At 72.3% G+C, this 15,650-nt stretch carries 19 protein-coding genes; 13 read left to right on the top strand and 6 right to left on the bottom strand.

The annotated features are described in order from the left end of the window. The first annotated feature begins 36 nt into the window (after positions 1-36). The 4 genes from EP757_RS33110 to EP757_RS33095 all read left to right on the top strand — a co-directional run bounded on the left by EP757_RS33110 (position 37) and on the right by EP757_RS33095 (position 3,574). Positions 37-1,176: an ROK family protein gene (locus tag EP757_RS33110; protein ID WP_127552339.1), complete on the top strand. Its 1,140-nt coding sequence runs from the start codon at positions 37-39 to the stop codon at positions 1,174-1,176. A gap of 158 nt (positions 1,177-1,334) precedes the next feature. Next, the gene (locus EP757_RS33105; RefSeq protein ID WP_127552338.1) at positions 1,335-1,721 is read left to right on the top strand and encodes an ATP-binding protein; all 387 of its coding nucleotides are present in this window, start codon (positions 1,335-1,337) and stop codon (positions 1,719-1,721) included. A 2-nt stretch (positions 1,722-1,723) separates the two neighbouring features. Then, positions 1,724-2,029 (top strand): STAS domain-containing protein, encoded by a 306-nt coding sequence (locus tag EP757_RS33100; RefSeq protein WP_127552337.1) that lies wholly within the window; start codon positions 1,724-1,726, stop codon positions 2,027-2,029. A 57-nt stretch (positions 2,030-2,086) separates the two neighbouring features. Next, positions 2,087-3,574, top strand: a complete 1,488-nt coding sequence (locus tag EP757_RS33095; RefSeq protein WP_127552336.1) for a GGDEF domain-containing protein — start codon at positions 2,087-2,089, stop codon at positions 3,572-3,574. 69 nt (positions 3,575-3,643) lie between these two features. On the opposite strand, the gene EP757_RS33090 is transcribed toward EP757_RS33095, so the two are convergent. Next, the gene (locus EP757_RS33090) at positions 3,644-4,333 is read right to left on the bottom strand and encodes a TetR/AcrR family transcriptional regulator (RefSeq protein WP_127552335.1); all 690 of its coding nucleotides are present in this window, start codon (positions 4,331-4,333) and stop codon (positions 3,644-3,646) included. A 97-nt stretch (positions 4,334-4,430) separates the two neighbouring features. Here EP757_RS33090 and EP757_RS33085 point away from each other — a divergent pair, with 97 nt between their 5' ends. Next, positions 4,431-5,201, top strand: coding sequence for an SDR family NAD(P)-dependent oxidoreductase (locus tag EP757_RS33085; RefSeq protein ID WP_127552334.1), 771 nt, complete (start codon positions 4,431-4,433; stop codon positions 5,199-5,201). Positions 5,202-5,241: 40 nt separating this feature from the next. Here the strand turns inward: EP757_RS33085 and EP757_RS33080 are convergent, their stop codons facing one another. Both EP757_RS33080 and EP757_RS43040 read right to left on the bottom strand, forming a co-directional pair. Further along, positions 5,242-6,024: a metalloregulator ArsR/SmtB family transcription factor gene (locus EP757_RS33080; RefSeq protein ID WP_127552333.1), complete on the bottom strand. Its 783-nt coding sequence runs from the start codon at positions 6,022-6,024 to the stop codon at positions 5,242-5,244. Between the two features lie 45 nt (positions 6,025-6,069). Beyond that, a complete protein-coding gene (locus tag EP757_RS43040; protein WP_160165952.1) occupies positions 6,070-6,231 on the bottom strand; it encodes a hypothetical protein in 162 nt (53 codons plus the stop codon). Between the two features lie 124 nt (positions 6,232-6,355). Between EP757_RS43040 and EP757_RS33075 the strand changes: the two genes are divergently transcribed. Both EP757_RS33075 and EP757_RS33070 read left to right on the top strand, forming a co-directional pair. Next, the gene (locus EP757_RS33075) at positions 6,356-7,597 is read left to right on the top strand and encodes an EAL domain-containing protein (protein ID WP_127552332.1); all 1,242 of its coding nucleotides are present in this window, start codon (positions 6,356-6,358) and stop codon (positions 7,595-7,597) included. Between the two features lie 39 nt (positions 7,598-7,636). Beyond that, entirely contained in the window at positions 7,637-8,782 is a 1,146-nt protein-coding gene (locus EP757_RS33070; RefSeq protein WP_127552331.1) for an MFS transporter, read from the top strand. A gap of 22 nt (positions 8,783-8,804) precedes the next feature. On the opposite strand, the gene EP757_RS33065 is transcribed toward EP757_RS33070, so the two are convergent. Next, positions 8,805-9,125: a hypothetical protein gene (locus EP757_RS33065; RefSeq protein ID WP_127552330.1), complete on the bottom strand. Its 321-nt coding sequence runs from the start codon at positions 9,123-9,125 to the stop codon at positions 8,805-8,807. 133 nt (positions 9,126-9,258) lie between these two features. Here EP757_RS33065 and EP757_RS33060 point away from each other — a divergent pair, with 133 nt between their 5' ends. Then, positions 9,259-10,065: an enoyl-CoA hydratase/isomerase family protein gene (locus EP757_RS33060; RefSeq protein ID WP_127552329.1), complete on the top strand. Its 807-nt coding sequence runs from the start codon at positions 9,259-9,261 to the stop codon at positions 10,063-10,065. On the opposite strand, the gene EP757_RS33055 is transcribed toward EP757_RS33060, so the two are convergent. Beyond that, positions 10,042-10,620, bottom strand: a complete 579-nt coding sequence (locus tag EP757_RS33055; RefSeq protein WP_197725432.1) for a TetR family transcriptional regulator — start codon at positions 10,618-10,620, stop codon at positions 10,042-10,044. The genes EP757_RS33060 and EP757_RS33055 overlap by 24 nt on opposite strands. An 80-nt stretch (positions 10,621-10,700) precedes the next feature. Between EP757_RS33055 and EP757_RS33050 the strand changes: the two genes are divergently transcribed. From EP757_RS33050 to EP757_RS33030, 5 genes are all read left to right on the top strand, one after another. Further along, positions 10,701-11,336 carry an isochorismatase family protein gene (locus EP757_RS33050; RefSeq protein WP_160165951.1) on the top strand — a complete coding sequence of 212 codons (636 nt, stop codon included), beginning with the start codon at positions 10,701-10,703 and terminating at the stop codon, positions 11,334-11,336. Beyond that, complete coding sequence (locus tag EP757_RS33045) at positions 11,333-12,559, top strand: carboxypeptidase regulatory-like domain-containing protein (RefSeq protein ID WP_127552326.1); 1,227 nt, start codon at positions 11,333-11,335, stop codon at positions 12,557-12,559. Before EP757_RS33050 ends, EP757_RS33045 begins: the two co-directional genes overlap by 4 nt. Before the next feature lie 15 nt (positions 12,560-12,574). Continuing rightward, positions 12,575-13,336 carry an SDR family oxidoreductase gene (locus tag EP757_RS33040; protein ID WP_127552325.1) on the top strand — a complete coding sequence of 254 codons (762 nt, stop codon included), beginning with the start codon at positions 12,575-12,577 and terminating at the stop codon, positions 13,334-13,336. Next, positions 13,333-14,598, top strand: coding sequence for an FAD-binding oxidoreductase (locus tag EP757_RS33035; RefSeq protein ID WP_127552324.1), 1,266 nt, complete (start codon positions 13,333-13,335; stop codon positions 14,596-14,598). Before EP757_RS33040 ends, EP757_RS33035 begins: the two co-directional genes overlap by 4 nt. Before the next feature lie 98 nt (positions 14,599-14,696). Then, entirely contained in the window at positions 14,697-15,077 is a 381-nt protein-coding gene (locus tag EP757_RS33030; RefSeq protein WP_127552323.1) for a DUF308 domain-containing protein, read from the top strand. On the opposite strand, the gene EP757_RS33025 is transcribed toward EP757_RS33030, so the two are convergent. Further along, entirely contained in the window at positions 14,993-15,649 is a 657-nt protein-coding gene (locus EP757_RS33025; RefSeq protein WP_197725431.1) for a helix-turn-helix transcriptional regulator, read from the bottom strand. The two genes, EP757_RS33030 and EP757_RS33025, sit on opposite strands and share 85 nt — an antisense overlap. Between the last annotated feature and the right edge of the window lies 1 nt (position 15,650).

The raw sequence follows: 15,650 nt of genomic DNA, 5'->3' as shown, positions 1-15,650 counted from the left end.
AACGCCTGATCAGCGGCCGCAATAAAGGATGATTTCATGGAAACCGACGCGCGAGTGCTGTCGTATGCCGTGTATGCGCCGGGCGTCGATCGCACCGAACTGGCCCGGGAGCTCGGCCTGCCGGCGCCCACGATCGTGAGCGCGGTCCGCCGCCTGATCGCCGCCGGTGACCTGATCGAGGTGGAGACCACCACCGCTCGTACGGGTGCCGGCCGGCGTCCCCGCGAGTTGCGGCCGTCCGGCCCGGCGACCCTGGTGGGCCTGGTCAGCTGGGACGGCGCCGCCACCCGGGCCGCCTGCCTGGACGTGACCGGCGCGATCGTGGCGGCCACCGAGATGATCACGCCCGACCCGCGGGCCGGCATCGCCGGGCTGCACCCCGCCGTCCGGGAGGTGATCGCGCTGGCGGCGGCGCACCCCGGCCATCGGCTGCGGTCGGTGGTGCTGAGCGTGCCCGCGCCCTACCTGACCGGGCGCGGGGCGCCGCCGGTCGTCGAGGGCGCGACCCCGACGTTCTCGGTCATCGCCCCGGGTGATCTGGAAGCCGAGCTGAGCGCGGAACACGGACTGCCGGTGACGCTGGAGAACGACGCGAACCTGGCCGCGCTCGGCGAACTCTACGGCGGCGCCGTCCGGGGCCGCTCGCACGCGGTCTGCGTCCTGGTGAACGACCACGGAGTCGGCGGCGCCGTGGTGGTGAACGGCGCTCTGGCCCGGGGTGCGCGCGGCTACGCCGGCGAGCTGTCCCACCTGCAGATCGACCGGGACGGGCCGCTCTGCGCCTGCGGTGGGCGCGGCTGCCTCTCCCACCACATCCGGGACCGGGTGGTGGCGTCGGCGCAGGCCGCGTACGACGCGCCGATCACCTTCGCCGACCTGCCCCGCCCCGCCGACGCCGGCGACGCCGGGGCGGCCCGGATGCTGCGTGACGTCGGGCGCGGGCTGGGCGGGCCGCTCGCCCACCTCTGCACGTTCCTCGACCCGGAGCTGCTGCTGGTCGGCGGCTCGCTGGGCCCGTCCGCCGCCCACGTCGTCGCCGGCCTGCGGGACGTCCTCGCCGTGCAGGCGCCACCGGCGATCGCGGCGAACATGGAGGTGCTGGCCAGCGGGCTGGGCCCGGACGCCGAGCTGCTCGGGGCGATCGAGTTGGGACGGCTGGCCGCGCGGACCAGGTGAGGCAGTGAGCCTTCTTCACCGTGGCGAGGGCCTCGCTCGCCGGCGCCGGACGACGGCCCGGCGGCTTCCGGCCCGATGCCAGGTCGAAGATCGCTCAGTGGGCGAACGGGCGCGCGTGTGGTTTCCTCGTGACACGAGCAACGGAGCGGCGGTGTCGGATGAGCACTCTTACCGCACATTTCGATGTGCCCATCGGTCCGGACTCGCCACGGACCACCCGCAAGGCGGTTCTCGGGATCCTCACCGTCTGGGGTTACACCGACGAGTCGTGGGCCGACGACGTCGCCGTGGTGGTCAGCGAGCTCGTGACGAACGCCGTCCAGCACGGGGCCGGCGCGGTCCTGCTGGAGATCGAGGCGTACGGACCTCAGGTGGTGGTCTCGGTCGCCGACGGCTCCGCGGTCGTCCCCCGGCGGCGGGAACCGGACGGTCGCGGCGGGCGGGGGCTGATGCTCGTCGAGGCGCTGACGACGCGCTGGCACGTCGAGGAGCACCAGGGCGGCAAACGCGTCCGGGCCGAGCTGCGGCCCTATCCGAGGGGGTAGCCATGAGGATCACTTCGCGCTCCGCCGACGGTGTGACCCGGCTCAGCCTCGCCGGTGAGCTGGACATGTCCTCCACCCAGCTGCTCCACGACCAGGTCACCGCGGCGCTGGACGGGGCGCACACCCGGACGCTGGTCATCGACGCCGTCGAGCTGGACTTCTGCGACTCGTCGGGCATCCAGGCCCTGGTGGTCAACCACCGGCGGGTCACCGAGCGCGGCATCACGTTCCGGCTGACCAACGCCCGCGGCGTCACGCGGCGGGCCCTGCAGATCACCGGCGTGCTGGACGCGCTGAGCGGCGACTGACGGAAACCGGATCGCTCAAAGCTTCATCGCGGGCCCGGTCGGGCCGATCTGCGTACCGTGACCTCTGCCCCGACGTCCCTGCGCCGCGACCCCGTGCTGATCACGCTGGTCCTGGTGGCGCTGGTGACGTTCGCGATCGCGGCGCTGGACACCGGCGGCCAGGTCATGCTCGCGGTGACCTGGCCGGCGCTGGTGCTGCTGTGCGGCGTCGCGGCGGTCAGCGGATTCCGGATCTGGCGCAGCCCGCGGAGCACCGCGATGGAGCGCCGGACGTGGGCGTCGGTCGGGCTCGCCGCCGGGGTGTTCCTGGTCAGCGACCTCTGGCAGTTCGGTGTCTACCTGCGTGAGCCGGCGAGCATGGCGGCGGCGATCGGCGGTCCGGTCTACAGCGTGGGCATCTTCGCCGGCACCATGTGCCTGGTCGTCACGCTGCTCATCACCCCGATGGGCTTCGCCGCCCGGCGCGAGCGGGTCCGTTTCCTGCTGGACGCGGCCACCGTGCTGGCGTTCGCGGCCACGCTCGGCTGCTACTTCACGGTGACCGCGGGCGCCGCGGGCATCGCCGGCGCCGGACGGCTGATCTCGCTGCTGTTCGGGCCGGCCATCTACATGGTCGCGGTGTTCGCCCTGGTCAAGCTCTTCCTGATGCCGGTCAAGCCGTTCACCCCGCTCGCCGGCGCGCTGATGTCGCTGGCGGCGGCGCTGGAGGGCGCCGCGACCGGGTTCCGCCCGCTGCTGATCGAACACGGGCACATCCCGTGGCAGCAGGGCGCCACGGTGATCGCGGTCGCGGCGCTGGCGGCCGGGACGCGGGTGCAGCAGGTGCAGATGCGGTCCGGCGGGCCGCGGCGGACGTGGTCCAGCCGGCGGCCGTACAGCCTGCTGCCCTATGCCGCCGTGGCGGGAACGTTCGCGCTCCTCATCGGCGTGCTCGCGGTCACCGGCTGGCAGGACGCCACCTGGATCGTGGTGGCCGGCTCGGCGGTGAGCTCCGGGCTGGTCGTGGTACGCCAGATCACGGCGTTCGCGGAGTTGCACGAGACGCTCGCCGAGCGGGACCGGCTCGCCTCCGAGCTGGAGTACCTGGCGTTCCACGACGCGCTGACCGGGCTCGCCAACCGCGCACTCTTCCAGCGTCACCTCGACGAGCAGCAGGGCGAATGCGCGGTGCTGATCATCGACCTGGACGGCTTCAAACCGATCAACGACACGTACGGGCATGCCGCCGGTGACGCGGTGCTGGCCGCCGTCGCCGTGCGGCTGCGCGCGAACGCCGGCCCGGACGAGGTGGTCGCCCGGCTGGGCGGCGACGAGTTCGCGCTGCTCCGCACGACGCCGATGACGGGTGACGAGGCCCGGACCCGGGCGGCGGACCTGAGCGCGGCGATCGGCCTGCCGATGACCGTTCTCGGTCAGGAGGTGCGGGTAGGCGCGAGCGTCGGCCTGGCCACCGGTCTTGCGGGCGGCAGCTCGGCAGCCCTGCTTCACGAGGCCGACCAGGCGATGTACCGGCAGAAGGGCGGCAAGCCGCCGGTCCGGGTGTGAGCACGATCCGGCCGAGGACCGGGCGGCACCGCCGGCGCGCCGGCTCGCGGCGCTGGACGATCACCGGGTTCACGACGAGGGCTGCCTGACCGCGACGGCGGCCGCGATGCCGTCCAGGACGCACCGCAGCCCGAAGTCGAAGCCGCCGGTGTCGGCCGGCCCGAAAGCGCCCTCCTCGGCAGCGCCCACCAGCGCCGGGTAGTCCGCCGCGTGCTCGTGCAGCAGCGCGGTCAGTGTCGAGGCCAGCGCCGCCCCCTCCTCGGCCGCGATGCCGGTCCGTGCCTGGACCTCGTTGCGCACGTGACCGATGACGACCAGTGCGGCGTCCACCCGTTCCGGGCCGGTCAGGCCGGTCCCGGCGAGGGCGGCGGTCGCGCGTTCGAGCCAGCTCAGCTCCTTCGGCCCGATCGGCCGGGCCTGCGTAGTGGCGGTGGCAAGCCAGGGATGCCGGTCGAAGACCTCGTGCAGGAGACGGGCCCACTCCTCCAGTGCCGGCCGCCATCCGCCCGCCGGAGAAGCCGGGGGCGCCACCCCCAGAGCGGCATCGATCATCAGGGTGACCAGGTCCGTCCGCTTCGGGACATAGCGGTACAGCGACATGGCGGTGTAGCCGAACCGGTCGGCCAGCCGCTGCATGGTGACCGCCGCCAGCCCGTCCGCGTCGGCCATCTCGATCGCGGCGTCGACGATCTGCGCCACGCTCAGCACCGGACGCGGCCCCCGGCTGCGCGCCCCACCCTCGCCCCACAGTAGATCCATGCCCGCCCATCTCTTCGGTATTGACGTCGCTCGCCTGCTGAGTATATAACGTAAACAGTTCTGCTTACGTCATAAACAGTTACGGGAGATGGACAGCATGAGCAATCTGACGGGGAAGACGGCGCTGGTCACCGGAGGTTCACGGGGCATCGGCCGGGAGATCTGCGGGCACCTGGCCGCGGCCGGAGCGCTGGTCGCCGTGCACTACGCAAGCGACGAGTCGGCGGCGAAGGAGACCGTGGCCGCCATCGAGTCGGCGGGCGGGCGGGCCTTTCCGGTCCAGGCTCGGTTCGGCGAGGACGGCGACGTCGACGCGGTGATCAGCGGTCTCGAGGCCGGTCTGCGCGCACGCACCGGGACGGCCCACCTCGACATCCTGGTGAACAACGCGGCGATCAGCGAGGGCGGCGAGTCGCCGGAGTCCTTCGACCGGCTCTTCGCGGTGAACGTGCGGGCGCCCTACTTCCTGATCCAGCGGGCGCTGCCGCTGATGGGGGAGGGCGGCCGGGTCGTCAACATCGGCTCCGGCGTCACCCGGATCGCACTGCCGGGCGAACTGGCGTACTCGATGACCAAGGCCGCGATGGAGACCCTGACCCGGAACATCGCCAACGACCTCGGCGCCCGCGGCATCACCGTCAACACGGTGGCGCCCGGCCCCACCCGTACCGAAAGGATGGCTCCTTTCCTGGACCACCCGCAGGCGCAGGCGGCGGTCGCGGCCAATCAGGCGCTGGAGCGGGTCGGCACGCCCGCCGACATCGCCGCGGTCGTCACCTTCCTGGCCTCCGACGCCGCCGCCTGGCTGACCGCCAACATCCTCGACGCGACAGGCGGCAGCTACCTGGGTCCCAAGCGTCTCGGCTGAGATGCGACAACCCTTCCCCGGTACGCCGGAAGCACCGCTCTCAGGCGCTCATCGGCAGGGGCTCGCCGGTCTCCAGCAGCGTCTTCAGGCCGGCGATCAGTGCCGGCCAGCCCTCGCTGATCATCGGGCGCAGGGTGCTGCCCTGGTCGAAGCGGTCGTGCGTGACGGTCAGCTTCACCGTCTCGCCGGCCGGCTCGATGTCGAACGTCACCCGGGAGCGGCGCTCGTCGGCCAGCTTGGCCCGCACCTCCTCGGCGACGCCGGCGCCGTCGGCCCACGGACGGGTGAAGGTGTGCCAGGTGTACGACAACCGCCGCCCCGGCTCCGACTCCAGCACCACCTGCTCGGCGTCGGCGACGGTACGGCCGTTCTCGGTCCAGCTCATCACCGATCCGGGCTGCCAGTCACTGCCGAAGCGGACACCCCAGTAGCGGCTGGTGAACGCCGGGTCGGTGAGCGCCTGCCACAGCTGCTCGGGCGTGGTCCTGATGTACGTGGTGTACACGAAGGGCATCGTCGTCTCCTCCAGCGCGCTCTTCAGGTCGGCGAGGGCGAGCACGCGCTCCCGGTCGTAGCGATGGATCCACCGCTGAGCGACCGCGTTGATCGGCTCGGCGTTGAGGTGATGCAGCTTCTCCCGCCCGCGCCGGGTGGTGGTCACCAGGTTCGCCGCTTCGAGGACGGCGAGGTGTTTGCTCACCGACTGGCGGGCCATGTCGAGGCCGGCGCACAGCTCGCGCAGCGTCTGCCCGTTCCGCTCGTTGAGGCTGTCCAGCAGCCGGCGGCGGCTGGAGTCGGCGAGCGCCCGGAACACGTCTTCCATGTGACACCAAGTTAGGCAGCCAATCGGCTGCATGTCAAGGCGCGGTCAGGTCTGGACGGCCTTGACGACCCAGAAGAGGACGACGCTGCCGACGACTATGGCGGCCATGGTGATCACGACCATGGCGACGAAGGCTCCGCTCAGCGACGCCCAGAACCACCGGGACCGCCGCTGCTCGCCTTCCGGCTCCGCTTCGAACTCGAACACCTGGGCAGCCTATGCGGGCAGAGGCCGGCGCCGCCCTCCACTCGCCGGGGCACCCCCGGATCGGGTACGGGACCCGGCCCCGGAAGGCCTAACCCCGGCGCCGCGGCGGTCGATACATCAACTCGTGGCAGACATCCACGACGTCCTGGACCGCCGGGCCGTCACCCCCGTGTTCCAGCCGTTGCTCGACATCGCGAGCGGCGCCCTCGTCGGGTACGAGGCGCTCAGCCGTGGCCCGGCCGGCACCCCATGGGAATCGCCGGCGGCGCTGTTCGCCGCCGCACGGGTCGCCGGCCGGGAGGCGGAGCTCGACTGGATCTGCCGGGCCGCCGCCTACCGGGTGGCGCTGGCGAACGGCCTCGACCGGCGGCTCACCCTGTTCGTGAACATGGAACCGACCGCCTGGCGGGTCGCCTGCCCGGCGGACCTCGCGCCGGTGGTCGAGCAGGCTCGCCGTGGGCTGCGCGTGGTCACCGAGATGACCGAGCGGGTCATCGCCGACGACCCGGCCGCGCTGCTCTCCGCCGCGGCGAACTGCCGGGACGCGGGGTGGGGCGTGGCCCTCGACGACGTCGGCGCCGACCCGATGTCGCTGGCCCTGATGCCGTTCGTGCACCCGGACGTGGTGAAGCTCGACATGGGACTGCTGCACGCGCCGCACGACCCGCACACCGCCCGGGTGGTGGCCGCCGTCTCCGCGTACGCCGAGGCCAGCGGCGCCACGGTCCTCGCCGAGGGCATCGAGACGGCCGAGCAGCTGTCCACCGCGCGGACGATGGGCGCGACGATCGGGCAGGGCTGGTACTTCGGGCGGCCGGCCCCGCTGACGAGCACTATCGGACACATCGGGGACCTGCCGATCCTGACCCGGCCGACCGAGGACGACCGGACTCCGTTCGAGATCGTCGGGCGGAGCCGAGCTGTCACCCGTACGACGAAATCGCAGTTGATGCCGATGAGCCGGCACCTCGAAGCGCTCGCCGGCGACGGACCCGAACCTCCCGTCCTGCTCGCGTGCTTCCAGGAGGCACGGCACTTCACCCCGGCGACGGCACGGCGGTTCAGCCGGATCGCCCGGCGCAGCCCGATGGTCGCGGCTCTCGGCGCCGGACTGGACGCCGAACCCGCGCCCGGAGTCCGCGGCGCCTGTTTCGGCGACGACCGGCTGCGCGGCGAGTGGAACGTGATCGTTCTCGGTCCGCACCGTGCGGCCGCTCTGGTGGCCCGCGACCTGGGCGACGACGGCGGTCCCGACGCCGACCGGCGCTTCGACTTCGCGCTCACCCACGACCGTGACCTGGTCGTGCGGGCGGCCCGCTCGCTGCTGAAGCACCTCGCGCCGGTCCGGGTACCGGTGCCGGTTTAATCGGTTTCGGGGACCGCGCCCAACCGGTACGAAGGCCGGGTGCCCTTTCTCGTCCTCTTCGCCGCGGTGCTGCTGTTCGGCATCGCGGACTCGATGATCAATTCGTACATCGTGCTGTTCGGCGCGGACGTGGCCGGGCTGTCGCCGGTCCAGATCGGCGTGTGGTCGTCGGTCTTCGCGATCAGCGGCATCACGATCGGCTGGTGGCTGGGCCGGCGGTTCGACAGGCGGCCGTCGCGGGCGTACGCGATCGTGGTGCTGCTGCTCGGTGCGGCCGGCTACCTGCTGCTGCCCCGGGTGACCAGCTTCCCGGTGCTGCTGCTGATGGCGGCGACCGTGCTCGGCGCGATGGGTTCGGCGTTCCCGCAGCTGTTCGCGCTGGCCCGCGCGGTGCTCGGGGAGGGCGCGGCCGGCCGGCGGTCGGCGCCGCTGCTTCGGGTGGCCTGGTCGCTGGCCTGGGCGACCGGTCCGCTGCTGGGCGCGCTCGTGCTGTCCCGCAGCGGCTACACGTGGCTGATCCGGGTGGCCGCCGGGGTCATCGTCGTCGCGGCGCTCACCGTGCTGCTCGTCCCGCGGCCACCGGCGGCGGTCGCGACGGCTGCCTCGGCGAAGGGCCGCACTCCGGTCCTGCTCACGGCGGGCGTCACCCTGTTCTTCGCCGCGATGTTCGCCGGTGGCCTGGCGTTGCCGCTGTTCGCCACCCGGGAGCTGCACCAGCCGCCGGCGTCGCTCGGCGTGCTGTTCAGCGTCTGCGCCGCGGTCGAGGTGGTGGCGACGCTCGGGCTGGCCGCCCTGCCGGGATGGGTCAGCCAGCGGGCGCTGATCCTCGGCGGGTTCGCCGCGTTCGCCGGCTACTACGCCATGACCGTGGTGGCGGCGGGCATGACGATGCTGCTGCTCGCGCAGGTCCTGCGGGGAACGGGGATCGCGATCGTCGCGGCGGCCGGGATCCGGTACTTCCAGGATCTCCTGGCGCCGGCGACCGGGCGGGCCACGACGCTGTTCGCCAACGCGTCGACGGCGGGGCTGCTCGTCTCCGGCATCCTGGCCGGCGTGGCGATCGAACACTCCGGGTACCGCACGACCCTGCTGCTCTGCGGCGTGCTGGCCGGGATCGGCGGGTTGCTGTTCGCGGTGGGCTCCCGGCGTACGAGGAAGGAGGAGTTCGCCGTGCTGAACCCGTAGGCCCAGCACGGCGGCGCGGGCGTCAGGACAGGATCGTGCCGGACAGGCGCAGGAAGGTGCCGTCCGGCTGGGTGAGGTTTGCGTGCACGCGGCCCTCGGCGAAGTCCTCGAGGTGCACGACGGTGGTGTGGTTCGGCTCCTGCCAGCTCACCGCGAACAGGCCCGGGCGCAGCGGGATGCTCTGGTAGTCGACGGTCTGGCTCAGGCCGGCCTGGCTGCCGGTGAGGATCGCGAAGATCAGCTGGGTGGGCGAGGTGAAGGTGATCCGGGACTGGAAGAGCTGGAAATCGATGTCGAACGAATAGCCGGCTGGGATCTCGGTGGCCTCTGCGATGTCGGTCATGGGCTGGATCCTTCATCGCGACCGGGTCGCCGGTCCCGTTCCCGGGCCGCACCGTTCCCGAACGGGCAGCGTGCCCTGCCCTTTCTCCGCAAACGCTGCCACCAGGGGAAATGCGCCCCTATCGTGGCGTCGCATGAGCACATCCACCATCACCGTCGAAACCGTCGACGCGCACCGCTGGCGCATCATCATCGGCAATCCTCCGACGAATCTGGTCACCCCCGACTTCGTCCGCGACCTGCACGCCACCGTGGAGAGGGTCAACGCCGATCCCGACCTCAAAGTGGTGGTGTTCGAAAGCGCGGACGAGCACTTCTGGCTCAACCATTTCGACCTGGCGCAGGTGACGGACTTCCCGCCGCTCTGGACCGACGCCGTGGTCAAGCTGAGCACCTCGCCGGTCATCTCGATCGCCAAGATCCGCGGTCGGGCCCGGGGTGGCGGCGATGAGCTGCTGCTCGCCTGCGATCTGCGCTACGCCAGCCGGGAGCGGGCGGTCGTCGGCCAGATCGAGGTCGGCACCGGCATCCTGCCCGGCGGCGGCGCGACCGAGCGGCTGCCGCGGCTGATCGGCCGTGACCGGGCCTTGGAGGCGGTGCTGTCCAGCCAGGACTACTCCGCCGACCTCGCCGAGCGGTACGGCTGGGTGACCCGGGCCGTCCCGGACGCCGAACTGGACGACCTGGTCGACGCGTTCGCCACGCGGCTGGCGGGCTTCGACAAGACCGCCCTGGCCACCGCGAAGGCGCAGATCAACCGGGCCAGCCTGCCGCCGGAGCAGGACCTGCACACCGCGTACGGCGAATTCCTCGGCTCGCTGGCCTGGCCCGGCTTCCACCAGCGGCTCGGCGGGCTGCGCGAGCTCTACGCCCAGCACGGCGCCGACCTGGAACTGAATCTGGGGAGCCACCTCGGCTCACTCCAGCATGATCACTCGTAGGGTCCGGGTCAGCCACCCGACGAGCTGCTCGGGTGGCATGGCCGCGAGGGGCCCGTCGGCGAGCACGTACCGGCTCACCGTGATCCCGATCAGGTGCGCGCCGATCAGGTCGACCCGGGCGTCCACGTCGTCGCCGGTCAGCACCTCGCGGTAGGCGGCCAGGCTCTCCTCGCGCAGCGCCCGCAGCAGCCCCTTCGCCACCTCCTGCTCGCCGGCGGCGCTGCGCACCACGGCGATGAACGGGTCGGCGCCACCGGCCGACTCCATGCGTTTCACGTAGGCCCCGGCGACCCGGGCGGGCAGCCCGTCCCGGTCGCCGGGCACGCTCTCGCTGAGGATCGACGGCCCCGGCACGGCGGCCAGGAACAGCTGCTCCTTGCTGCTGAAGTGCAGCACGACGAGGCCGTGGGTGACGCCGGCCCGGCGGGCGATCTCCCGCACGGTGGCCTTCTCGTAGCCGGTCTCGGCGAACACCTCGCGGGCGGCGGCCAGGATCGCGGCCCGCTTCTTCTCCGGGTCGCGGGTGCGTTTCTTCGGTTCGGCGGTCTGTGACACAGCTCCTACTGTACGCCCGGTCATTACGAGCTACGTTAATGACCAAGCGGTCAGTAAGGCCGCTCTTCCTAGGAGACGTCATGAACCTCGCCCCGCTCTCGCCGGACAACTCCACCGTCGTGCTCGTCGACTACGCCGTCGGCTTCGCCAACCTGCTGCGCTCGCACGACCTGCGTGAGCACGTCAACAACGTGTTCGGCCTCGCCAAGGTCGCCAAGCTGTACGGCGCTCCGCTCGTGGTGACCAACGGCGAGGACACCAAGCCGTCCGGCCCGCTCTACCCCGAACTCCTCGCCGCCCTCGGCGACCAGGAGGTGCTCGTCCGCAAGACCGCCTTCAACTCGTTCCTGGACCCCGACTTCGCCGCCGCGGTCCGGGCCACCGGCAACACCCGCCTGGTCATCGGCGGGATCGCCACCGACGGCTGCGTCCTGCAGACCGCGCTCGGCGCCCTGCGCGAGGGCTACGAGGTCTACGTCGTCGCCGACGCCACGGCCAGCACCAGCAAGGAGGCCCACGACGTCGCGCTGCAGCGGATGGCGATGGCCGGTGTCGTCCCAGTGACCTGGTGGTCGCTGGCCGCCGAGTACCAGCTGGAGCCGCGCTTCGCCGACTCGCCGGTGCGCACCCGGCTGATGACCGAGTTCCAGCCGGCCATGACCATGGGAGGCCGCACCTTCTTCGCCGGCGTCGCGCTCGGCAAGAGCCTGTCGTGAAAGCCCCGCAGCCGACCCGCGGCCGGGTCCTCTCGCTGATCTGGTTCCCGTTCTTCTTCGCCGCCGCCATGTCCGTGCTCTACCTGGCGGCGTTCGCCCACCCCGAACCGCACGACCTGCGGCTCGGCGTCATCGGTACGGCACCCGCGCACCTGCCGCCCGGCTTCGCCACCGAGGCCGTCACCGGCACCGGCGGGGTGGCGGACGGCGACCTCGCGGCGGTGTACGACTCCGCGACCAGCACCCTCTACGTCGCCTCGGCGGCCAGCGGCACCCGCGCCGACTACCTGACCGCCGTCCTACACCCGGCCACCACCGTCGACCTCGTCCCGGTCGCCAGCGGGGACGTCAGCGGCGTCAGCCTGTTCTTCTACGGCCTGCCGATGCTGCTGGTCGGCCTGATCACCTCGATCGTGCTGCTGCAGTTCGGCATGTGGCCGGTCCGCAGGAAGGTCGCCACCATCGCGGCCACCGGCGCGTTCGCCACCGTCGTCGCGTTCACCGCCGGCGTGGCCCGCGACGTCATCCCGGCGGACGGGTGGCTGCTGCTCTACGGGTTCCTGCTCACCCAGGCGATCGGCTGGCTCACCAGCGCGCTGCCGCGGCTGGTCAGGCAGTTCTTCATGCCGGTCGCCATGACGTTCGTGCTGATCCTCGGCATCCCCACCTCGGGCGCCACGGTCAACGCCGACATGCTGCCGGCACCGCTGGGGTGGCTGCACCGGGTGCTGCCGTTCGGGCAGTTCATCGAGGCGGCCCGGGCCAGTGCCTTCTTCGGCGGGCACGGACTGGCGAAGCCGCTGACCGTGCTGGTCGCCTGGGCCGTGGGCGCGGCGCTGCTACTGGCCTGGACCGCGCGGCCGGCCGTGGTCGTCGCGGTGCCTCAAGAAGTGATCGAACCCGGTCACCAGCGCCTGCACGGGACCGTTCGCAGCACCGCCGGCATCCCGGTCGCCGGCGCCACCGTGCTGACCCTCGACGACGGCGGCAACGAACTGGTCCGCACCACGACCGGAGCGGACGGCTCCTACCAGGTGGACGACGTGCGGACCGGCCTGCACCACCTCGTCGTCACCGCCGCCCACCACGAACCCGAGATCGTCACGGTCGCCGTCCACCGGCGCCGCGCCGAACCGGCCCGCGACATCGTCCTCACCGACTGGAACGACCCGGCCGGCAACCTCACCGCCGACGAGATCGGCGCCCGCCGCAGTCTCATCTAGAAAGAGGAACCCCTGATGACCACCCCCGCGTGGGCTCAGCCCGGCACCGACCTGACCGGCACGAAGGTCCTGGTCATCGGCGGCACCGGCGGCGTCGGCGAAGGCGTCGTGACCGCGCTGCTCGACGCCGGCGCCACCGTCGTCGCCACCGGCCGCGACCAGGCCCGCCTCGACTCGCTCAAGGTCCGCCTGTCCGCCGCTCGCCCGCTCCGAGATCGCCGGCCTCACGACCGCCTGATCACCCAGACCGTCGATCTGCTCGCTCCCGACCTCGGCGCGACCCTGCTGCGGCACGGGCCGTTCGACGGCGCCGTCGTCAGCGTCGCCGACTGGGGCGCCCAAGGCCGGAAACGCCTGGTCGACCTGACCGACGCCGAATGGGACGCGCTGATCGAGCAGAACCAGACGACCATCTTCCGTGCCTATCGCGCCCTGGTGCCGGCGCTCGGCCCGGACGCGATGATCGCCCAGCTCAACGGCCTGAGCGCGGACCTGCCGTTCCCCGGCGCCGGCGGTGTCGCCCTCACCGCGGCCGCGACCAAGTCGATGACCCGCACCATGGCCGAGGAGTCGCGCGGCGACGGCCCGAGGATCTACCAGATCATCCTCGGGGTCATCCGCACCCGGCCACGGCAGCTGGCCGGCATCGACGACCCGCGCTGGATCCCGGCCACCGACGTCGGCGTGCACATCGCCGAACTCGTCGCCGGCACCAGCCCGCTCTCCGGAACGGTCCTGCACTACCTGGTCGACAAGGCCCAAGGACCCCGGTCATGATCGAGACGATCCGGCCCGGAGACCCGCGCTACCAGGACGTCCGCGACGTCTACACCGCCACCGGCTCCCCGGCGCAGGTGCTGCGCCCGCGCACCGCGGAACAGGTGGCCGAGTCCCTGGCCCGCGCCGCCGAGCTGGGCGGGCCGCTGTCGATCCGCAGCGGCGGGCACGGGATGAGCAGCATCGCCACGAACCGCGGCGGCACCGTGATCGATCTCGGTCACCTGAACGCGGTCGAGGCACCCGTGGACGGCGGCGACCTGGTCCGGGTCGGCCCGGGCGCCCGCTGGGGTGACGTCGCCGGCCTGCTCAGCCCGTACGGCCTGGCGATCAGCTCCGGCGACTCCGGTGACGTCGGCGCCGGCGGCCTGGCCACGACCGGCGGGCTGGGGCTGCTCGGCCGCGCGCACGGCCTGACCATCGACAACCTGGTGGCCGCCGAGGTGGTCACCGCCGACGGCCGCGTCCGGACCGTCGACGCCGAGCACGAGCCCGACCTGTTCTGGGGGATGCGCGGCGCCGGCGCCAACCTGGGGATCGCCACGTCGCTGCTGATCCGGGCGGCCCGGGTGCCGGCCGTGGTGCACGCGACCGTGCAGTACGAGGTCCGGGATCCGGCGGTGTTCCTGCGAGCGTGGGGCGAGGCCGTCGAGGCCGCGCCCCGGGCCGTCTCCGCGTTCCTCTACCTGCTCGGGGGCGGCGCCGCCCTGGCCACGATCGTGTACGCCGGCGACGACGTGCCGGCCGCACAGTCCGCGCTGGATCCGTTCCTGCGGCTGGCGCCGCGATACGGTCAGCGCGCGGTGCTGACGCCGTACGCCGGGGTGGTCGCCGCCGGCGGCGAGCCTCATCGCGGGCAGCAGCGGGCCCGCACCCACAGCGGCCTCGCCGTCCACCTCGACCACGACGTCACCACACGCCTGGCCGCACTGATCGGCTCCGGCTTCGGGCAGATGCTGCAGATCCGGTCGGCGGGCGGCGCGATCAACGACGTGGCGGCGGACGCCACCGCCTACGCGCACCGGCACCAGAACTTCTCCGTCACCGCGGTGGCGGACGGCCGGTTCGACGCCTTCGACCGAGCCTGGGACGAGGTGCGGCCGGCCCTCGACGGCCTGTACCTCAGCTTCGAGTCGGCGTTCACCCCGGAGCGGCTGGCCGAGGCGTTCCCACCGGCGACGCTGGCCCGGCTCCGCGAGATCAAGAGCAAGGTGGACCCGGAGAACGTCTTCCACCAGAACTTCCCGATCAGAACTTCCTGATCAGAACCTCCTGATCGGGACTACGGAATCCAGTGATGCGAGGAGGACGACGGAATTTTTAGGGTCAGACATCAGCACTTATCGTGAGGAGCCGTGAAATGTCCGTCTCCACCTCCCTGCTCTGGCGCGGCCTGCTCGCCATCGTGATCGGCGTGGTCGCGCTGGCCTGGCCCGGCATCACCGCGCTGGCGCTCACCCTCGGGATCGGCGCCTGGGCACTGACCACCGGCGTGCTCGAGGTGGCACTCACCTTCCGGCAGGGCGCGACAGCGGGCGAGCGGGCCGCCTGGATCCTCGGCGGCCTCGTCTCGATCGCCCTCGCCGTCGTGCTGTTCCTGCGCCCGGACATCGGCGCGGTGTCGCTGGCCGAGGTGTTCGGCCTGTTCAGCATCGTCTACGGGATGCTCGGCGTCGTCCAGTCGATCCGCGCCCGGCAGCTCTCGGCCGCCGTGCACCGGCTGGCCCGCGACGCCGCCTGAAAAGCGGCCGCGGCCGGGTCGATCGCCCGGGCCAGCTGGGTCCGTGACCGCACACCGAGTTTCCGGAACACCTTCGCCAGGTGGTACTGCACGGTGTTCGGGCTGATGAACAGCCGTTCGGCGATCTCCCGGTTGGCGTGCCCCTCGGCCACCAGCCGGGCGATCTCCGTCTCCTGAGCGGTGAGCCGCTCGTAGCCGCCGGCGTCGCGGCGCTCGGCGGTGGCCCGCAACTCGGCCGCCGCGCGCCCGGCGAAGGCGTGGAAACCCAGGTCGTCCAGCACCGCGCAGGCCAGGCCGAGATGCTCACGGGCGTCCCGGCGCCGCTGCCGCCGGCGCAGCCACTCGCCGAACACCAGGTGAGTGCGGGCCAGGTCGGCGCCGACCGGCAGCAGCGCGATCGCGTCCCGGCGGCTTCCCCGGGTGACCGCCTCGATCAGGTCCGGGACGACCTGGTCGCGCAGCCACGCCGGGCCGTGCCGGCGCACCACCAGCGCGTGAACGGCCGCGGCGTCGTAGCGTCCGCGTCCCAGTTCCAGAATCGTGAGCGTGTAGTGCATGGGAGCGTTCGTCATG

It is taken from the genome of Actinoplanes sp. OR16 (genome assembly GCF_004001265.1).
Taxonomy (GTDB): Bacteria; Actinomycetota; Actinomycetes; order Mycobacteriales; family Micromonosporaceae; genus Actinoplanes.
Note: the sequence above shows the minus strand (reverse complement) of the source record. Positions and strands in the feature narration are given on the sequence as shown.

Excerpts from the sequence above, each read along its gene's own strand:
- EP757_RS33110 (WP_127552339.1), top strand. The coding sequence starts at position 37 with ATGGAAACCGACGCGCGAGTGCTGTCGTATGCCGTGTATGCGCCGGGC.
- EP757_RS33105 (WP_127552338.1), top strand. The coding sequence starts at position 1,335 with ATGAGCACTCTTACCGCACATTTCGATGTGCCCATCGGTCCGGACTCG.
- EP757_RS33100 (WP_127552337.1), top strand. The coding sequence starts at position 1,724 with ATGAGGATCACTTCGCGCTCCGCCGACGGTGTGACCCGGCTCAGCCTC.
- EP757_RS33090 (WP_127552335.1), bottom strand. The coding sequence starts at position 4,333 with ATGGATCTACTGTGGGGCGAGGGTGGGGCGCGCAGCCGGGGGCCGCGT.
- EP757_RS33085 (WP_127552334.1), top strand. The coding sequence starts at position 4,431 with ATGAGCAATCTGACGGGGAAGACGGCGCTGGTCACCGGAGGTTCACGG.
- EP757_RS33080 (WP_127552333.1), bottom strand. The coding sequence starts at position 6,024 with ATGGAAGACGTGTTCCGGGCGCTCGCCGACTCCAGCCGCCGCCGGCTG.
- EP757_RS33065 (WP_127552330.1), bottom strand. The coding sequence starts at position 9,125 with ATGACCGACATCGCAGAGGCCACCGAGATCCCAGCCGGCTATTCGTTC.
- EP757_RS33060 (WP_127552329.1), top strand. The coding sequence starts at position 9,259 with ATGAGCACATCCACCATCACCGTCGAAACCGTCGACGCGCACCGCTGG.
- EP757_RS33050 (WP_160165951.1), top strand. The coding sequence starts at position 10,701 with ATGAACCTCGCCCCGCTCTCGCCGGACAACTCCACCGTCGTGCTCGTC.
- EP757_RS33040 (WP_127552325.1), top strand. The coding sequence starts at position 12,575 with ATGACCACCCCCGCGTGGGCTCAGCCCGGCACCGACCTGACCGGCACG.
- EP757_RS33035 (WP_127552324.1), top strand. The coding sequence starts at position 13,333 with ATGATCGAGACGATCCGGCCCGGAGACCCGCGCTACCAGGACGTCCGC.
- EP757_RS33030 (WP_127552323.1), top strand. The coding sequence starts at position 14,697 with ATGTCCGTCTCCACCTCCCTGCTCTGGCGCGGCCTGCTCGCCATCGTG.
- EP757_RS33025 (WP_197725431.1), bottom strand. The coding sequence starts at position 15,649 with ATGACGAACGCTCCCATGCACTACACGCTCACGATTCTGGAACTGGGA.